Genomic DNA, 18459 nt, shown 5'->3' on the forward strand with positions numbered 1-18459 from the left:
GGGAGGCCCGGCATGACCATCACCGAGGACTACATCGACGCCTCCGGCGGGGACTGGGACGACGTCATCGAGAAGGCGCAGGCCACCAGCGCCGAACGCCTCGTCGTCAACATGGGACCCCAGCACCCCTCCACGCACGGCGTCCTGCGGCTCATCCTCACCCTCGACGGTGAGACCTGCACCGAGGCGCGCGTCGGTATCGGCTACCTGCACACCGGTATCGAGAAGAACATGGAGTACCGGACGTGGACGCAGGGCACCACGTTCGTGACCCGCATGGACTACCTGACGCCGCTGTTCAACGAGGCGGCGTACTGCCTGGCGGTCGAGAAGCTGCTCGGCATCGAGGACCGCGTCCCCGAGCGGGCCAGCGTCATCCGCGTGATGATGATGGAGCTCAACCGGATGGCCTCGCACTTCGTGGCGATGGCGACCTTCGGCATGGAGCTGGGCGCGACCACGGTCATGACCAACGGCTTCCGTGAGCGCGAGATGATCCTGGACATCTTCGAGCTGGTCACCGGCCTGAGGATGAACCACGCCTACATCCGCCCCGGCGGCGTGGCCCAGGACCTGCCGCCCGGCGCGGCCGGCAAGGTCCGCGAGCTGCTCAAGGAGATGCCCAAGCGCATCGCCGTCATGCGCAAGCTCCTGGACGAGAACCCCGTCTACCTCGCCCGCACCAAGGACGTGGCCCACCTCAACCTGCCCGGCTGCATGGCGCTCGGCGTCACCGGCCCGCTGCTGCGGGCCTCCGGCCTGGCCTGGGACCTGCGCAAGGCCAAGCCCTACTGCGGCTACGAGGGCTACGAGTTCGACGTCCCCGTCTCCGACGGCGGCGACGTCTACGCCCGCTACCGGGTGCGCATGGCCGAGATGGAGGAGAGCCTGAAGATCATCGAGCAGTGCCTGGACAAGCTCCAGCCCGGCCCGGTGATGATCCAGGACGCCAAGATCGGATGGCCCGCCAAGCTGGCGCTGGGGCCCGACGGCCTGGGCAACTCGCCCGACCACATCGCGCACATCATGAGCGGCTCCATGGAGGCGCTCATCCACCACTTCAAGCTGGTCACCGAGGGCTTCCGGGTCCCCGCGGGCCAGGCCTACGCGGCCGTCGAGAGCGCCAAGGGCGAACTCGGCTGCTACGCGGTCAGCGACGGGAGCACCCGCCCCCACCGCGTGCACTTCCGCGACCCCTCGTTCACCCACCTGCAGGCCGTCGCGGCCATGTGCGAGGGGGGAACGGTGGCGGACGTCATCGCCGCCGTGGCCAGTATCGACCCGGTGATGGGAGGCGTGGACCGGTGAGCGAGCACGAGACCACCGAGACCGCGGCGACGGCCGAGCCCCGCGAGGCCTTCACCGCCGAGGTCACCGCTCGGCTGGAGCCCGAGGCCAAGGAGATCATCGGCCGCTACCCGCGGCCGCGCTCGGCGCTGCTGCCGCTGCTGCACCTGGTGCAGGCCGAGGAGGGGCACGTCAGCAAGGCCGGGATGCGCTTCTGCGCCGACCAGCTCGGCATCACCCTCGCCGAGGTCAACGCGGTCGCCACGTTCTACACCATGTACCGCCGCCGCCCCGGCGGCGACTACCAGGTGGGCGTGTGCACCAACACCCTGTGCGCGGTGATGGGCGGCGACGAGATCTTCCAGACCCTCAAGGACCACCTGGGGGTCGGCAACAACGAGACCACCGAGGACGGCAAGGTCACGCTGGAGCACGTCGAGTGCAACGCGGCCTGCGACTTCGCGCCGGTCGTGATGGTCAACTGGGAGTTCTTCGACAACCAGACCCCCGACACGGCCAAGCGGCTCGTGGACGACCTGCGCCTGGGCAGGGACGTCGCGCCCACGCGCGGCCCCGCCAGCCTGTGCACCTGGAAGCAGGCCTCCCGCGTACTGGCCGGGTTCGAGGACGGCCGCGCGGGCGAGGGCGTCCAGGCCGCCGCGCCCTCCCTGGCCGGACTCAGGCTGGCCAGGGAGCGCGGCTGGACCGCTCCGGATCCCGACAACCTTCCGCCCCGCGAACAGGGTGAGGAGGACGCCAAGTGACCACCCTGACCCCGATCCTGTCGCGCGACTGGGACCGCCCCGACTCCTTCACCCTGGAGGGCTACCGGGCCACCGGCGGCTACGGCGCGCTGCGCAAGGCGCTGGCCATGGAGCCCGACGCCATCGTGGACCTGGTCAAGAAGTCCGGCCTGCGCGGTCGCGGCGGCGCCGGGTTCCCCACCGGGATGAAGTGGGGCTTCCTGCCCGCGGACAACCCCAACCCGCGCTACCTCGTCGTCAACGCCGACGAGTCCGAGCCGGGCACCTGCAAGGACATCCCGCTCATGCTCGCCAATCCGCACGTGCTGGTGGAGGGGGTGGCGATCGCCGCGTACGCGATCAAGTCCAGCCAGGCCTTCATCTACGTGCGCGGCGAGGTCCTGCACGTCATCCGGCGCCTGCGCCGGGCCGTCGCCGAGGCCTACGAGGCCGGGCTGCTCGGCAGGGACGTCCTGGGCACCGGCTTCGACCTCGACGTCGTCGTCCACGCCGGGGCGGGCGCCTACATCTGCGGTGAGGAGACCGCGCTGCTGGACTCCCTGGAGGGCTACCGGGGCCAGCCCCGGCTCAAGCCGCCCTTCCCCGCGGTCGCCGGGCTCTACGCCTCGCCGACCGTGGTCAACAACGTCGAGTCCATCGCCAGCGTGCCGAGCATCGTGGCCAACGGCGCCGAATGGTTCACGTCCATGGGCACCGAGAAGTCCGCCGGGTTCGGCTTCTTCTCCCTGTCCGGGCACGTGGCCAACCCCGGCCAGTACGAGGCCCCGCTGGGCGTGACCCTGCGCGAGCTGCTCGACATGTCGGGCGGGATGCGGCCCGGGCACCGGCTCAAGTTCTGGACGCCCGGCGGCTCCTCCACGCCGATCTTCACCGAGGAGCACCTGGACACCCCGCTCGACTTCGAGTCGGTGGGCGCCGCCGGGTCCATGCTCGGCACCCGCGCCCTCCAGATCTTCGACGAGACGACCTGCGTGGTGAAGGCCGTCGGCCGCTGGATCGCCTTCTACGCCCACGAGTCCTGCGGCAAGTGCACGCCCTGCCGCGAGGGCAACTTCTGGATGGTCCAGGTCCTGGACCGGCTGGAGAACGGGCAGGGCACCGAGGCCGACCTCGACAAGCTCCTGGACATCTGCGACAACCTGCTCGGCCGCTCCTTCTGCGCCCTCGGCGACGGCGCGACCAGCCCGGTGACCTCCTCGATCAAGCACTTCCGCCAGGAGTACATCGACCACGTGGAGCGGGGCGGCTGCCCCTTCGACCACTCCCGGGCCACCCTCTGGGGCGACCGGCCGACCACGACGGGAGGACAGCAGTGACCGTCACCTCCAACTCCTCCGGCGGAGCCGCGCCCGCGCCGCCGCCCGAGGACCTCGTCACCGTCACCATCGACGGGTTCCAGGTCCAGGTGCCCAAGGGGACCCTCCTGATCCGGGCCGCCGAACTCCTCGGCATCCAGATCCCGAGGTTCTGCGACCACCCGCTGCTGGACCCGGTCGGGGCCTGCCGCCAGTGCCTGGTCGAGATCCCCGACATGGGCAACGGGCGCGGCATGCCCAAGCCGCAGGCCTCCTGCACCATCACCGTCATGGAGGGGATGGTGGTCAACACCCACCTGACCTCCCCGGTGGCGGAGAAGGCCCAGCGCGGGATCATGGAGTTCCTGCTCATCAACCACCCGCTGGACTGCCCGGTCTGCGACAAGGGCGGCGAGTGCCCCCTCCAGAACCAGGCCATGTCCACCGGGCAGGGCGAGACCCGCTTCGTCGACGTCAAGCGGACCTTCCCCAAGCCGATCGCGCTGTCCACCGAGGTGCTGCTGGACCGGGAGCGCTGCGTGCAGTGCGCCCGCTGCACCCGCTTCGCCGCGCAGATCGCGGGCGACCCGCTCATCGAGCTGATGGAGCGCGGCGCCGACGAGCAGGTCGGCATCGCCGAGGGCGAGCCCTTCCAGTCCTACTTCTCCGGCAACACCGTGCAGATCTGCCCGGTCGGCGCGCTCACCGGCTCCGCCTATCGATTCCGGTCGCGCCCCTTCGACCTGGTGTCCACGCCCAGCGTGTGCGAGCACTGCGCCGACGGGTGCGCCCAGCGCACCGACCACCGGCGCGGCAAGGTCATGCGCCGCCTGGCCGGGGACGACCCGCAGGTCAACGAGGAGTGGAACTGCGACAAGGGCCGGTGGGCGTTCAGCTACACCACCCAGTCCGACCGCCTGTCCCGCCCGCTGGTGCGCGACGGGGAGTCCCGGGCCCTGGAGTTCGCCTCCTGGTCCGAGGCGGTCGGCGTCGCCGCCCAGGGCCTGGCCGCCGCGCGCGGCCGGGTCGGCGTCCTGACCGGGGGCCGCCTCACCTACGAGGACGCCTACGCCTACGCCAAGTTCGCCCGCGTGGCCCTGCGCACCAACGACGTGGACGCCCGCGCCCGCGCGCACTCGCCCGAGGAGGCCGACTTCCTGGCCGCCCACGTGGCCGGGACCCCGGTCGGCGTGGACTTCACCGCCCTGGAGAAGGCGCCCGCGGTCCTGCTGGCCGGGTTCGAGCCCGAGGACGAGTCGCCCCTGGTCTTCCTGCGGCTGCGCAAGGGAGTGCGCAAGCGCGGCCTCAAGGTCTACTCGGTCGGCTCCCACGCCAGCCTGGGCCTGACCAAGACCCACGGGACCCTGGTCCGGGCCGTCCCCGGCGACGAGGCCCGCGTCCTCAACGCCCTGGACACCGACGACCCCGACGTCGTCGCGGCCCTGAACCAGGAGGGCGCGGTCATCATGGCGGGCGAGCGCCTGGCCGCCGTGCCCGGCGCCCTGACCGCCGCCGCGGCCCTGGCCGAGCGGACCGGCGCCCGCCTGGTGTGGGTGCCGCGCCGCGCCGGGGAGCGCGGGGCCGTGGACGCCGGAGCGCTGCCGGGCCTGCTGCCCGGAGGCCGACCGGTCGCCGACCCCTCCGCCCGCGCCGAGGTCGCCCAGGTCTGGAACGTGGGCTCCCTGCCCGAGACCCCCGGCCGCGACACCGCCGCCATCCTCGCGGCGGCCGCCGCCGGGGAGCTGGACGCCCTGGTCGTCGCCGGGGTGGAGCTGGACGACCTGCCCGACCCCGACGCCGCCCGCGCGGCCCTGGCCCGGGTGCCGTTCGTCGTCAGCCTCGAACTGCGCGCCAGCGACGTCACCGACCGCGCCGACGTGGTGCTGCCGGTGGCCGCCGTCGCCGAGAAGTCCGGCACCTTCGTCAACTGGGAGGGCCGCCACCGGCCCTTCGGCGACGCGCTCAAGGTGCCCGGCGCGCTGTCCGACCTGCGGGTGCTCTCCGCGATCGCCGACCAGATGGACGTGCACCTGGGCCTGCCCGACGCCGCGTCCGCCTACGGCGAACTGATGGAGCTGGGTCTGTGGACCGGCGAGCGCGCGGACGGACCCCGCGTGCGGCCCGTCGAGGTCGTGCGGCCCGAACCCGGCCAGGCACTGCTGTCCACCTGGCGGCAGCTGCTCGGCACCGGCCGCATGGAGGACGGCGAGCCCTACCTCGCCGGGACCGCCCGGCAGGCCCGCGCCTACCTGTCCCCGGCCACGGCCGAGGAGATCGGCGTCCCCGACGGCGGAACCCTGCACGTCACCGGAGCCCGCGGATCGGTGACCGTGCCGGTCATCGTCACCGACATCGCCGACCGCGTCGTCTGGCTCCCGGCCAACGCCGACGGGTGCGACGTTCCCCGCGACCTGGGCGGCGGCGCGGGGCAGACCGTCCTGCTGTCCGCGTCCACCACCACCGGAACCGGTAGCAACGGGTCCGCCAGCACCCACGGGAGGCAGCAGTGACCCCCGCCGCTCTCGGTCCGGGCGTGACCGCCCACCTGGCCTCCGAGGAGACGCTGAGCGCCTTCGGCGGCGACCCCTGGTGGATCACCACCATCAAGGCGCTGGCGATCTTCGTCTTCCTCATGATCTGCGTGCTGATGATGATCATGGCCGACCGCAAGGTCATGGGCCGGATGCAGCAGCGCCACGGACCCAACCGGATGGGCCCCTTCGGCCTGTTCCAGTCGCTCTTCGACGGCATCAAGCTCTCCCTCAAGGAGGACCTGATCCCGCGCGGGGTGGACCGGTTCGTCTACATCGCCGCGCCGATGATCGCGGCCGTGCCCGCCTTCATCGCCTTCTCGGTCATCCCGATCGGACCCGAGGTGAACCTGTTCGGGGTCATCACCCCGCTCCAGCTCACCGACCTGCCCGTCGCGGCCCTGGTGGTCCTGGCCACCGCCGCGCTGGGGGTCTACGGGTTCGTGCTCGGCGGCTGGGCCTCCCAGTCGCCCTACGCCCTGCTCGGCGGCCTGCGCGCCTCCGCGCAGGTGATCAGCTACGAGATCGCGATGGGCCTGTCCTTCGTCGCGGTCTTCATCATGTCCGGGACCCTGACCACCTCGGGGATCGTCGAGTCCCAGCGCGGACTGTGGTTCGCCGTGCTGCTCCTGCCGTCCTTCCTCATCTACCTGGTGACGATGGTCGGCGAGACCAACCGGCTGCCCTTCGACCTGGCCGAGGGTGAGGGCGAGATCGTCGGCGGCTTCATGACCGAGTACGGGTCCATGAAGTTCACGATGTTCTTCCTCGCGGAGTACGTGAACATGTGCACGGTCGCCGCCGTGTCCGTCACGCTCTTCCTCGGCGGCTGGCTCGCCCCGCCCGGGATCGCGGCGATCCTGCCGGGCGCCAACGAGGGCTGGTGGCCCGCCCTGTGGTGGCTGCTCAAGTTCGTCTGCGTGATGTTCCTGTTCATCTGGGCGCGCGGCAGCCTGCCCCGGGTGCGCTACGACCAGCTCATGAAGCTGGGCTGGAAGGTGCTCATCCCGATCCAGCTGGTGTGGATCACCGCCGTCGCCGTCGTGCGGATGCTCGTCCTGGACGGCGCCTCCCCGCTGGTCGTCGGCGTGGTGATCGCCGCCTTCACCGCCGCGACCGTGGCCGCCTTCGCCGCCTGGCTGCGCCACGTGCGCCGCGAGCGCGCCGAGGAGGCCCGCCAGCGCGCGGAGAACGCCCGCCGGGCGCACCGGGAACCCGCCTTCGGCGGCTTCCCGGTTCCGCCGAGCGCCGCACCGCACTACGGCAGCAGCGTGCTCGCCGAACCGCCGCGGACGGCCCCGGCCGCCGCCGACCGCAACAAGAAGGGTGAGGAGGTTACCGGTGCTTGAGTGGCTCAACCCCGTCAAGGGTTTCGGTGTCACCTTCCACACGATGTTCAAGAAGGTGCCGACCGTCGAGTACCCGGAGGTCAAGCGCCCCACGGCGCCTCGCTTCCACGGACGGCACCAGCTGAACAGGTGGGCCGACGGCCTGGAGAAGTGCATCGGGTGCGAACTGTGCGCCTGGGCCTGCCCGGCCGACGCCATCTACGTGGAGGCCGGTGACAACACCGACGACGACAGGTACTCGCCCGGCGAGCGCTACGGCCGGGTCTACCAGATCAACTACCTGCGGTGCATCCTGTGCGGGCTGTGCGTGGAGGCCTGCCCCACGCGCGCCCTGACGATGACCAACGAGTACGAGCTGGCCGACGACAGCAGGCAGAGCCTGATCTGGACCAAGGAGCAGCTGCTGGCCCCGCTGCGCGAGGGCATGGAGCAGCCGCCCCACCCCATGCGCCTGGGCGAGACCGAGCAGGACTACTACGCCACCGGGCGCGGCCAGCACGGCTCGCAGGACGGGCACGAGGCGCCCGAGACCCCGGAGGCGGTCCGTTGAACCCGCTCACCAGCGTCCACGCCGCCCCGCCGTCCGACCAGCCGCTGTACCTGGCCGCGCCGATCGGCGGCGGCGAGGCGACCGCGTTCTGGATCCTGGGCGCCGTGGTCCTCCTCGGCGCCCTGGGCGTGGTCTTCTCCCGCAAGGCCGTGCACTCGGCGATGTCCATGGCGCTGACCATGGTCGGCCTGGCGATCTTCTACGGCATCAACGCGGCGCCCTTCCTCATGGTCGTGCAGATCGTCGTCTACACCGGCGCCGTCCTCATGCTGTTCCTGTTCGTGCTGATGCTCATCGGCGTCAGCTCGGCCGACTCCCTGGTGGAGACGCTCAGCGGACAGCGCCTCATGACGGCCGTCGTCGCCCTGTGCTTCGTCGGCGCCCTGACCACGGGCATCACCCGCATCGCCGTGGGCGACCCGGTCGGCCTCACCGAGGGCGCCGCGGCGGCCGGGGGCACCATCCCGTGGATCGCGGGCGAGCTGCTGCTGCGCTACGTGGTCGCCTTCGAGGCCACCGGCGCGCTGCTCATCACCGCGGTCCTGGGCGCGATGGTCCTGGCGCACACCGCCCGCACCAAGAAGCGCCGCACCCAGCGGGAGATCGCCGAGGACCGCATCCGCGGCGACCACCCGACCCCGCTGCCGGGACCGGGCACCTACGCCCGGCACAACGCGATCGACATGCCCGCGCTGCTGCCGGACGGCACGGTCTCCCAGCTCTCGCTCAACCCCGTCCTGGCCGCCCGCGCCCCCGAGTACCAGTCCCGGGTGCCCGAGACCGTGCGCGCCGGCCAGGCCCCGCTGCCCGGCGGGGCCTCGGACTCGGCCGACTCCAAGACGGCCGAGCCGGTCGCCGACGACCGGGCCCGGCCCGCCGCGGAGAGGCCCGGGAACCGGGTGGGGAACGGAACGAGGGTCGCGGCCGAGGACGACGCCGACGAGGGCGGCGGCGGGGCCGTGGGCCCCGACGGTCCCGACGACGCGGACGGGCCGCGCAACGGCAACGGCAACGGGCAGGAGGTCGAGTCCTCGTGGACCCGATGAACTACATCGTCCTCGCGGCGCTGCTGTTCACCATCGGCGCCGTCGGCGTCCTGGTCCGGCGCAACGCGATCATCGTCTTCATGTGCGTGGAGCTGATGCTCAACGCCTGCAACCTGGCGTTCGTCGCGTTCGCCCGGATGCACGGGGACATCGAGGGGCAGGTCATCGCCTTCTTCGTGATGGTCGTCGCCGCCGCCGAGGTGGTCGTGGGCCTCGCGATCATCATGCAGATCTTCCGAACCCGCAGGTCGGCGTCGCTGGATGACGCCAACCTGCTCAAGCACTAGAAGGCGACGTGGCTGTGACATCTCACGCGTACCTCGCCGCCGAACCCGTGGTGGCGACCGCGGCCGACAGCGCGGTGCTGTCGGGCGCATGGCTGCTCATCGCCCTGCCGCTCGCGGGCGCGGCGATCCTGCTGCTCGGCGGCAGGCGCACCGACAAGTGGGGGCACTGGCTGGCCACGGCCCTGCCGGTCGCCTCCTTCGCCTGGGCGCTGCTCGTCCTGTTCGACCTGCTCGGCAGGGCGGCCGACGCCCGCAGCGTCTCCGTCCCCGTCTACGAGTGGTTCTCCGTCGGGGAGTTCTCCGCCGGGGTGGACCTGCTCGTCGATCCCCTCTCGATCAGCTTCGTCCTGCTGATCACCTTCGTGGGGTCGCTCATCCACATCTACTCCATCGGCTACATGGCCGAGGACCCGGGCAGGCGGCGCTTCTTCGCCTACCTCAACCTGTTCGTGGCCGCCATGCTCGTGCTGGTGCTCGCGGACAACTTCGTGCTGCTCTTCCTCGGCTGGGAGGGCGTGGGCCTGGCGTCCTACCTGCTCATCGGGTTCTGGCAGTACAAGCCCTCCGCCGCGGTGGCCGCCAAGAAGGCGTTCCTCATCAACCGCGTCGGCGACATGGGCCTGCTCATCGCGATCATGATCATGTTCGCGGTGCTGGGCGCGGTCAGCTTCAGCGACGTGTTCGCGGCCGTCCCGGGCGCGAGCGACGGCGTGCTGCTCGCCGTCGGGCTGCTGCTGCTCCTGGGCGCCTGCGGCAAGTCCGCGCAGCTGCCGCTCCAGGCGTGGCTGCTCGACGCCATGGAGGGCCCGACCCCGGTGTCCGCGCTCATCCACGCGGCCACCATGGTCACCGCGGGCGTGTACCTCATCGTGCGCGCCGGACCCATCTTCGAGGGCGCCCCGGTCGCCCAGACCGTGGTCACCGTCGTGGGCGCCGCGACCATGCTGGCGGGCGGGATCATCGCCTCGGCCAAGGACGACATCAAGAAGTCCCTGGCCGGGTCCACGATGAGCCAGATCGGCATGATGGTCCTGGCCGCCGGGCTCGGCCCGGTCGGCTACGTGGCCGCCATCGCCCACCTGGTCACGCACGGCTTCTTCAAGGCCGGGCTGTTCCTGGGCGCCGGATCGGTCATGCACGCCATGAACGACGGCGTGGACATGCGCCGCTACGGCGGCCTGGCCCGGGTCATGCCGGTCACCTTCGCCACCTTCGGCCTCGGCTACCTGGCCATCATCGGCTTCCCGCTGCTGTCGGGCTGGTGGACCAAGGAGAGCATCATCTCCGCGGCCTTCGGCGTGGGCGGCACCCGGGGCATGGTGCTCGGGACCGCCGTCATCGTTGGCGCGGGGCTCACCGCCTTCTACATGTCGCGGATGGTCTTCATGACCTTCCTCGGCAGGAAGCGGTGGGACGAGGGCGTGCACCCGCACGAGTCGCCGGTCAGCATGACCGCCCCCATGGTGGTGCTCGCCGTCGGGTCGGTGGCGCTGGGCGCCCTCCTCACGCTCGGGGACCGGTTCGCGGCCTTCCTGACCCCGGCCACCGGGGCCCACCCGCACCACTTCGACGTCGTGCACGCGTTCACCGCGCCCTACGGACTGGCCGCCCTGGGCGTCATGGTCCTGGGCGTGGCCGCCGCCTGGGCGGTCTACCTGCGCAGGCCCGTGGAGCGCACCGCGCCCAAGGGCAACCCCGTCACCGTCGCCGCCAGCCGCGAGCTGTACGGCAACGAGATCAACGAGGGCCTGTTCATGCGGCCCGGCCAGCAGCTCACCCGGGCCCTGCTCGTCATCGAGGACAAGGTCATCGACGGGGCGGTCAACGGGCTCGGCGCCGGGGTGCGCGACTCCTCCAGCGGCCTGGGCCGGGTCCAGACCGGGTTCGCCCGCACGTACGCGCTCACCATGCTCTTCGGCGCCGTCATCGTCGCCGCGACGCTGGCTGTGAGGTTCTGACATGATCCCCTGGCTCACCATCGCGATCGCGCTCCCCGCGGTCGGCGCGGTCCTGGTCTGGGCGCTGCCGCGCACCGCCAAGGCCGCCACGGAACGGACGGCCGCGGCCTCGGCCGCCTCGTCCGCCACCGCCTCCTCCGCGGGCGCCACCGCCACGGCGACGGCCGTGCGGCCCGCCGCCGCGGCCAAGGGCGGGGCCCCGGCCGAGACCGCCAAGCGGATCACGCTGGGCTTCTCGCTCGCCACCCTGCTCGTGCTCGGGGCCATGGCCCTGCAGTTCGACACCTCCCGGGCGGGGGCCCTCCAGTTCGAGGAGGTCTACCCCTGGATCCCGCGCTTCGGCGTCAGCTACGCCGTGGGCGTGGACGGCATCGCCCTGGCGCTGGTCCTGATGTCGGCCGTGCTGGTGCCGCTGGTGGTTTTGGCCGCCTGGCGCGAGCACGACGACCGCGAGGACGGGGGGCGCGGCTACTTCGCGCTCATCCTGGTCCTGGAAGCGATGATGATCGGCGTCTTCGCCGCCACCGACGTTTTCCTGTTCTACGTGTTCTTCGAGGCCATGCTCATCCCGGTCTACTTCATGATCGGGCGCTACGGGCGCGGCGACGACCGGTCCAGGGCCGCGGTCAAGTTCCTGCTCTACAGCCTCGCCGGCGGCCTGGTCATGCTGGTCGCGGTGATCGGCGTGTACGTCGTCGGCGGCACCTTCCTGTGGAGCGACCTGGTCGGTGAGGGCAGCGCCCTGGCCGCCGTGGACCCGGCCACGGCCCGCTGGCTGTTCCTCGGCTTCTTCATCGCCTTCGCGATCAAGGCGCCGATGTGGCCCGTGCACACCTGGCTGCCCTCGGCGGCGGGCGCCTCGCGCCCGGGCACCGCCGTGCTGCTGGTGGGCGTGCTGGACAAGGTCGGCACCTACGGGATGCTGCGCTACTGCCTGGAGCTGTTCCCGGCGGCCGTGTCCTGGTTCGTGTGGCCGGTGGTGGCGCTGAGTCTGGTGAGCATCATCTACGGCGCGATCCTGGCCATCGGGCAGAACGACATGATGCGCCTGGTGGCCTACACGTCGGTCTCCCACTTCGGCTTCATCACCCTGGGCATCTTCGCCCTGACCGCGCAGGGGCAGGCCGGGGCCGCCCTGTACATGGTCAACCACGGGTTCGCGACCGGGGCGCTGTTCCTGGTCGTGGGCTTCCTGATCGCCCGCCGCGGCTCCGCGCTCATCAGCGACTACGGCGGCGTGCAGCGGATCGCGCCCAAGCTGGCCGGGGTGTTCCTGGTGACGGGCCTGGCCGGTCTGGCGCTGCCGGGGCTGGCGCCGTTCGTCAGCGAGTTCCTGGTGTTCGTCGGCGTGTACGCGTTCAGCCCGGCCCCCGCGATCGTCGCGGCGGTCGGCGTGGTCCTGGCCGCGCTCTACATCCTGTGGATGTACCAGCGCACCATGAACGGACCCACCCGGGAGGACCTGACCGGCCTGCGCGACCTGTCCGCGCGGGAGACGTGGGCGGTGGCCCCGCTGCTCGCGCTCATCCTCCTGCTCGGGCTCTACCCGCAGCCGGTGCTGGACGTGATCAACCCCGCGGTGGAGCGCACCGTGGAGGTCGGCGCGGGCCCTGACAGCGGGACCGGGGGCGCCGAGGGCGCCCAGGAAGAGGAAGGAGACGCGGAGTGATCCCCCACATGGACCTTCCCGTCATCACCGAGGCGGCGCCGCAGATGGACTGGTGGCTGCTCGCGCCGCTGCTCACGGTGTTCGCCGCCGGTGTTCTGGGCGTGCTGTTCGAGGCGTTCGTCCCCCAGGGGCGGCGCCGCGCCATCCAGATCGGGCTCGCGGCGCTCGCGCTGCTGGCCGCGTTCGTCCTGCTGGTGCTCCAGGTGGGCTCGCTGCCCGAGGACGCGCCGGGGGTGACGGTCGGCGCCGGGGCGCTGGCGGTGGACCGGACGGTGATCTTCTTCCAGGGCACCATCACCGTGCTCGCGCTGGTGAGCCTGCTGCTGATCTCCGAGCGCCGGGACGGGCGCGACGCGTTCGCCGCGCAGGCGGCGACGGTGCCCGGGAGCGAGGAGGAGCGCGCGCACATCCTGGCGGGCTCCCAGCACACCGAGGTGTACCCGCTGGTGATGTTCGCGGTGCTGGGGATGCTGATGTTCCCGGCCTCGAACGACTTCCTGACGATGTTCATCGCGCTGGAGGTCATGAGCCTGCCGCTGTACCTGCTGTGCGGGCTGGCCCGGCGCCGCCGCCTGTTCTCGCAGGAGGCCGCGGTCAAGTACTTCCTGCTGGGCGCGTTCTCCTCGGCGTTCTTCCTGTTCGGCGCCGCCATGGTCTACGGCTACGCGGGCTCGGTGAACTTCGGCGAGATCCGCGCGGCCGTCGAGGCGGGCGGCGCGGACGTCTTCCAGGGCGGAGACGGCGAGCCGCTGCTGCTCATGGGCATCGGCCTGGTGGCGATCGGCCTGCTGTTCAAGGTCGGCGCGGTGCCCTTCCACAACTGGAAGCCGGACGTGTACCAGGGCGCGCCGACCCCGATCACGGCGCTGATGGCCTCCTGCACGCTGGTCGCCGCGTTCGGCGCCCTGCTGCGGGTGTTCTTCGTGCCCTTCGGCGGCTCGGCCCAGACCTGGGAGCCGATGCTGTGGGCGGTGGCCGTCCTGACGATGGTCGTGGCCGCGGTCATCGCGGTGACCCAGCGCGACGTCAAGCGGCTGCTGGCCTACTCGTCGGTGGTGCACGCCGGGTTCATCCTGACCGCCGTCGTGGCGGGCAGCACGGACGGGCTCGCGGGCGCCATGTTCTACCTGGCGGCCTACGGGTTCACCACGCTGGGCGCGTTCGCCGTGGTGACGCTGGTGCGGACCAAGGACGGCGGCCAGGAGCTGGGCGACCTGGACCGGTGGGCGGGGCTGGGCCGCCGCTCGCCGGTGCTGGCCGGGGCGCTGGCGCTGTTCCTGCTGGCGTTCGCCGGGATCCCGCTCACGAGCGGCTTCATCGGCAAGTTCGCGGTGTTCGAGGCGGCGGTGGCCGCCGGCGCCGTCCCGCTGGTCGTGGTCGGTGTGCTGAGCAGCGCGGTGACCGCGTTCTTCTACGTGCGGATCATCGTGGTGATGTTCTTCCGGGACCCGGAGGGCGAGGGCCCCACGGTGGTGCGCGCGGGCGCGGCCACGGGCGGGGTCATCGCGATCGGGGTGGCGGCGACGCTGCTGCTCGGCGTGTACCCGGGAGCGGTGCTCGACAACCTGCTGCCCCCGGCCGACGCCGACCAGGCCCCGACCTCGGTGATGGTCGAACAGGCGTCGACGCAGGCCGGAGGCACGGAGTGACCGGCGACCGTGAACGCGCGGTGACCGGCGGGTACGGGCCGCGGTTTCCGGACGGACGCGGGCGCTGACCACGAGTGACCGGCAGAGTGACCAATTACCAGGTCTGACCTGGGATTCGTCACCTGCCGGTTCCGTACCCGGGTGTGGCTTTGGCTGTTCATTCCGGGTCGGATACCGTGGCAAGTCGGATCATGTTCATGTGCTGAGCACGCGGTGGCCCCCTCACCCGGGGTCACCTCCGTGCCGTTCGACAGGTGGAGCTGTACGGTGAGCGGTGCTGTCCCGAGCGGGTTTCTCGCTCTGCCGAGAGTCGACGATGCCCTTGCCCGGGAGGTCCAGGACAACCTGGAGAAGGTCGAGGACCTGCTGCGGGAGTCGGTCGCGTCGAGCGACCCCCTGCTGACCGAGGCGGCGTCCCACCTGCTGGCCGCCGGGGGCAAGCGCTTCCGCGCGACCCTGGTGCTGCTGGCCGCCCACTTCGGCGACCCGTCCGTGCCCGACCTCATCCCGGCCGCGGCCGTGGTGGAGCTCACACACGTGGCCACGCTCTACCACGACGACGTCATGGACGAGGCCGAGCTGCGGCGCGGCGAGCCCAGCGCCAACCAGCGCTGGGGCAACAGCGTCGCCATCCTGACCGGCGACTACGTGTTCGCCCGCGCCTCGGAGATGCTCGCCGACCTGGGCACCGAGGCGGTCCGGCTCCAGGCGACCACGTTCGGGCGCCTGGTGCAGGGGCAGATCCTGGAGACCTCCGGTCCCCAGGAGGGCACCGACCCGCTGGACCACTACCTGCGGGTGATCAGCGACAAGACGGCCTCCCTGATCGCGTCGTCGGCGGAGTTCGGCGGCATGTTCGGCAAGGTCGACCCCGAGACGATCGGGACGGTCACGCGGGCGTGCGACGCGCTGGGGATGGCCTTCCAGCTGGCCGACGACCTGCTGGACGTGGCGAGCGAGAGCACCGACTCGGGCAAGACCCCGGGGACCGACCTGCGCGAGGGCGTGCTGACCCTGCCGATGTTCTACGCGCTGCGCTCCCGGGACGCGGCGGACGAGCGGCTCAAGTCGCTGCTGGGCCGTCCGCTGGACGACGAGGAGGCCGAGGAGGCGCTGGCGCTGCTGCGGGTGCACCCGGCGATGGCCGAGGCCGAGGCCACGCTGCGCGGCTGGGCCGACAAGGCGCGCGCGGAGCTGGCGACCCTGCCCGAGAGCCCGGCCAGGGGCGCCTTCGAGGCGCTGTGCGACTACGTGGTCGAGCGCTCGGGCTGACGCCCCGGCGGCCGAGGGGCCGAAGGACCGACGACGGCGCCGCCCGGTGGGGCGGCGCCGTCGCCGTGTCTCTCGGTCCCGCCGTGCGGGGAGGCCGCGCCGGTGTCGCGGTGGGATTCCGTTCAGGTGCCCGGCGGACCGCCCCGGGACCGGCGGACGCGGCGGGGGAGAGCCGTCGCGCCCGCCGGCTGTGCGGGGCCGCGGGCTAGCTCACGACGGGCAGGGCCTCGGAACCGGGCAGGTCCATGAAGGTCGGGTGCTGCGTCATGCCCGCGGGGGTCTCCTGCGGGACGGTACCGCCCTCGACGGACAGCAGGTCACTGGTGTCCACGTCGTTCAGCAGGTCGGTGCCGCGGCCCAGCTCCGCCACCAGGGCCTCGGCGGTCCGGGTGTCCACGCCCTCGGCGATCGTGGGCACCCCGGCGTCGGCGAGCTGCGGCACGACGGAGTCCACCGCGTCGTCGACCACGGGCACACCGGTGCCGGAGAGGCGGGGGACCCCGGACTCGGCCAGGGGGCCCTCCACGTTCAGGGGCTGGAGTTCGGCGGCCCTGAGGTCGCCGCTCTCGGCGCCGCTCGCGAGGGCGTCGGCCAGGTCGCCCAGTCCGGGCGCCGCGGGCGCCGACTGGTGGACGGTGGTGAGGGGCTGGTCGAGGTTGCGCTGGCCGATCATGCCGAGCACCTCCTCCTCGCCGAGGCTGATGTTGTTGTCCTCGGTCAGGGGGGTGGCCTCCATGAGGTCCTGCACACTGCCCGGCGTCTCCACGCCGAAGACGTAGGCGATGTCCCACATGTTCGGGACGGGGGGCGCGGCCGCGCTCTGGCGCACGGTGGGGGAGCCGCCCAGACCCAGGGCGTTCTCCAGGGCGGGCGCCTCGGCGCCGTCCAGCGCCAGGCTGTTGCCGCCGGTCACCGAGGACAGGTCGGAGGTCTCGGGCAGCTGGGCGACGTCGCGGAGCCGGGAGGTGTCCGGCAGCTGGGCGACCTGGCCGACCCGGGGCAGGTCCACCTGCTCGCGCAGCCCGTAGACCGACTCCAGGGTGTGCGGCAGCACCGTGACCGCGGTCTCCTCCACGGCCTCGCCCGCACGGTGGCCGCCGTGCTCCAGGGCCCGCCCGGCGTCGTGGCCGATGGTGTCGTGGGGGTCGCCGTCCAGACCGGTGGCGTCCTGGACCCCGGAGACGGTGTCGGCCAGCTCGGAGGTCGGGTTGGGCACCTCGCCCAGCGGGGTCCGGATGTCCTGGCCCTCGGGCAGCGGGGCGGCCAGGTCGGGAGCGGGCTTCTCGGGGTTGTGCGCGGTCTCCTGGAGCTCGCTCAGGGCGCTGCCGGCGATCGGCCCGACGCCCTCGGGCGCCACGCTGTTCATGGTGGGGGCGACGCCCTCGACCAGGGCGCGCTCGACGAGGGGTGCGATCTCGTGGACGGGCGAGGAGAGGGACTCGGCGCCGGCGATCCCGGCGCCGAGGGCGACGAAGCCCGCCGTTCCGGCGGCGAGGAGGACGGCCCTGGCTGATATGCGCTTGACCTGCGTCATGGGTTTCCCTTCGGAAGTTGTGCTCTGGATCAGTGGATACGGGGACCGAACGCGTGGGGCGCGTCCGGCCGGAGCCGGGGCGGACCACCGGCTGGCGTGAATTCCGTGAACGGGGCACGGGACTCAGGTCAGCTCCCAGAGGGCGCGCAGAGGGCCTGGCTGGGACGGGTCCGTGCGCGGGAGTGTGCGTCCGCGCGGGAGGGGACGCGTCCTAGTCGGGGGAGACGGTGGGGTCGTCGCTGGGGCCGACGGGCACCGTGAGCAGGGCCCGGGCGGCGAGCAGGACGGCGTCGGCGGAGGGCGCGGTGACGGGCGCCGCGGTGAGGTAGCCCGCGACGGCGGGGACGGGGGCGCCGCCCCCGGCGGGCGCGGTCGAACCGGCCGTGAGCTGGTGGGCGGAGGAACCGGGGGCCGGGGCCGCGGTGTCCGAGCGCTCGCCGCGGTCCGCGCCGGCGGAGGCTCCGCCGGTGTCGGCCGGGATGATCGCGCCGTGCCCGTAGACGCTGCCGTGCGCGGACCCGGGAGCGGTGTCCTCGTCCTCGGCCCTCTCGCGCGCCTCGTCCGCTGAGTCGTCCGCGTCCCGCTCAGGGGCGGGGGCGTGGGCCGCGGGGACCACGGGGGAGAGGAGCCCGGCGTCGGCGTGGCCGTCGCGGTCGAGTCCGCGGACCAGGCTCCGTGCGCCCTCGCCCATCCCGGCGACCGGCCACGCGGCCTCGGGCAGGACGGCGGCGGTCTCGGCGGCGGTGCGCCCGGCCCCGTGTTCGAGGTGCCGGTGCACCGTGCCGAGGGTGGAGGCGACCGGCTCGGCCACCTGGCCGACGCCCTCGGGGACGACCTCGCCGAGGCGTCCGGAACCCTCCAACCCGAGGGAGGAGGCGTCCAGGGCCGCCCGGCCGGAGGAGACGCGGTCCCGGAGGCCGTGGTGCGGTGCGGTGCGCTCCGAGGAGGCGCGGTCGGGGTTCCCGGAGGTACCGGAGAAGCCGTCCGGCAGCCGACCGCCGGTCAGCGGACCCCCGTCGAGCAGGGACCGGGAGCCGCCGGAGTCGGCGCCGGAGTCGGCGGCGGCGGGGGCCGCGCCGAGCAGCCACAGGCCGACCAGCAGCGCCCCGACCACCAGCGGCAGCAGGAGCAGGGAGGGCGCCTCGGGGCACACGGCCGCCACGGCGCGCGTGGCGCGTGCCGTTCGGCTGGTGCGAGGCATGGGAGGGCCCTCCGGGACGTGCGGCCTGGTCCGAGCCGGGGACTGCCCCCGACCCGCGACCTGACGT

Annotated in this window: 14 protein-coding genes; 12 read left to right on the forward strand and 2 right to left on the reverse strand. The window is 72.6% G+C overall.

Features of this window, described 5'->3' with window-relative positions; all coding sequences use genetic code 11:
• Nucleotides 1-12: 12 nt before the first annotated feature.
• The 12 genes from UIS43_RS20900 (at nt 13) to UIS43_RS20955 (ending at nt 15657) form a co-directional block, all read left to right on the forward strand.
• Entirely contained in the window at nt 13-1308 is a 1296-nt protein-coding gene (locus tag UIS43_RS20900; protein ID WP_013156044.1) for an NADH-quinone oxidoreductase subunit D, read from the forward strand.
• Nucleotides 1305-2051, forward strand: a complete 747-nt coding sequence (gene nuoE / locus UIS43_RS20905; RefSeq protein ID WP_013156045.1) for an NADH-quinone oxidoreductase subunit NuoE — start codon at nt 1305-1307, stop codon at nt 2049-2051. Before UIS43_RS20900 ends, nuoE begins: the two co-directional genes overlap by 4 nt.
• A complete protein-coding gene (gene nuoF / locus UIS43_RS20910; protein WP_013156046.1) occupies nt 2048-3367 on the forward strand; it encodes an NADH-quinone oxidoreductase subunit NuoF in 1320 nt (439 codons plus the stop codon). Before nuoE ends, nuoF begins: the two co-directional genes overlap by 4 nt.
• Nucleotides 3364-5856, forward strand: a complete 2493-nt coding sequence (locus UIS43_RS20915; protein WP_013156047.1) for an NADH-quinone oxidoreductase subunit G — start codon at nt 3364-3366, stop codon at nt 5854-5856. Before nuoF ends, UIS43_RS20915 begins: the two co-directional genes overlap by 4 nt.
• The gene (nuoH, locus tag UIS43_RS20920; protein ID WP_013156048.1) at nt 5853-7226 is read left to right on the forward strand and encodes an NADH-quinone oxidoreductase subunit NuoH; all 1374 of its coding nucleotides are present in this window, start codon (nt 5853-5855) and stop codon (nt 7224-7226) included. The genes UIS43_RS20915 and nuoH overlap by 4 nt, the downstream gene beginning before the upstream one ends.
• A complete protein-coding gene (gene nuoI / locus UIS43_RS20925) occupies nt 7219-7776 on the forward strand; it encodes an NADH-quinone oxidoreductase subunit NuoI (protein ID WP_013156049.1) in 558 nt (185 codons plus the stop codon). Before nuoH ends, nuoI begins: the two co-directional genes overlap by 8 nt.
• Entirely contained in the window at nt 7773-8822 is a 1050-nt protein-coding gene (locus UIS43_RS20930; RefSeq protein ID WP_013156050.1) for an NADH-quinone oxidoreductase subunit J, read from the forward strand. The genes nuoI and UIS43_RS20930 overlap by 4 nt, the downstream gene beginning before the upstream one ends.
• Nucleotides 8810-9109, forward strand: coding sequence for an NADH-quinone oxidoreductase subunit NuoK (nuoK, locus tag UIS43_RS20935; RefSeq protein ID WP_013156051.1), 300 nt, complete (start codon nt 8810-8812; stop codon nt 9107-9109). Before UIS43_RS20930 ends, nuoK begins: the two co-directional genes overlap by 13 nt.
• 14 nt (nt 9110-9123) lie before the next feature.
• A complete protein-coding gene (nuoL, locus tag UIS43_RS20940; protein WP_370011401.1) occupies nt 9124-11067 on the forward strand; it encodes an NADH-quinone oxidoreductase subunit L in 1944 nt (647 codons plus the stop codon).
• 1 nt (nt 11068) lies between these two features.
• A complete protein-coding gene (locus UIS43_RS20945) occupies nt 11069-12736 on the forward strand; it encodes an NADH-quinone oxidoreductase subunit M (protein WP_013156053.1) in 1668 nt (555 codons plus the stop codon).
• An 8-nt stretch (nt 12737-12744) separates the two neighbouring features.
• Nucleotides 12745-14385, forward strand: a complete 1641-nt coding sequence (gene nuoN / locus UIS43_RS20950) for an NADH-quinone oxidoreductase subunit NuoN (RefSeq protein WP_071623122.1) — start codon at nt 12745-12747, stop codon at nt 14383-14385.
• A gap of 267 nt (nt 14386-14652) precedes the next feature.
• Nucleotides 14653-15657 carry a polyprenyl synthetase family protein gene (locus tag UIS43_RS20955; RefSeq protein WP_013156055.1) on the forward strand — a complete coding sequence of 335 codons (1005 nt, stop codon included), beginning with the start codon at nt 14653-14655 and terminating at the stop codon, nt 15655-15657.
• A gap of 205 nt (nt 15658-15862) precedes the next feature.
• Here the strand turns inward: UIS43_RS20955 and UIS43_RS20960 are convergent, their stop codons facing one another.
• Nucleotides 15863-17191, reverse strand: a complete 1329-nt coding sequence (locus tag UIS43_RS20960) for a hypothetical protein (RefSeq protein WP_013156056.1) — start codon at nt 17189-17191, stop codon at nt 15863-15865.
• A 211-nt stretch (nt 17192-17402) separates the two neighbouring features.
• Entirely contained in the window at nt 17403-18392 is a 990-nt protein-coding gene (locus tag UIS43_RS20965; RefSeq protein ID WP_013156057.1) for a flagellar associated protein, read from the reverse strand.
• Nucleotides 18393-18459: the final 67 nt, after the last annotated feature.

Origin of the sequence: Nocardiopsis sp. LDBS0036, assembly GCF_041228755.1 — a bacterium.
In the GTDB taxonomy this organism is placed as follows: domain Bacteria; phylum Actinomycetota; class Actinomycetes; order Streptosporangiales; family Streptosporangiaceae; genus Nocardiopsis; species Nocardiopsis dassonvillei.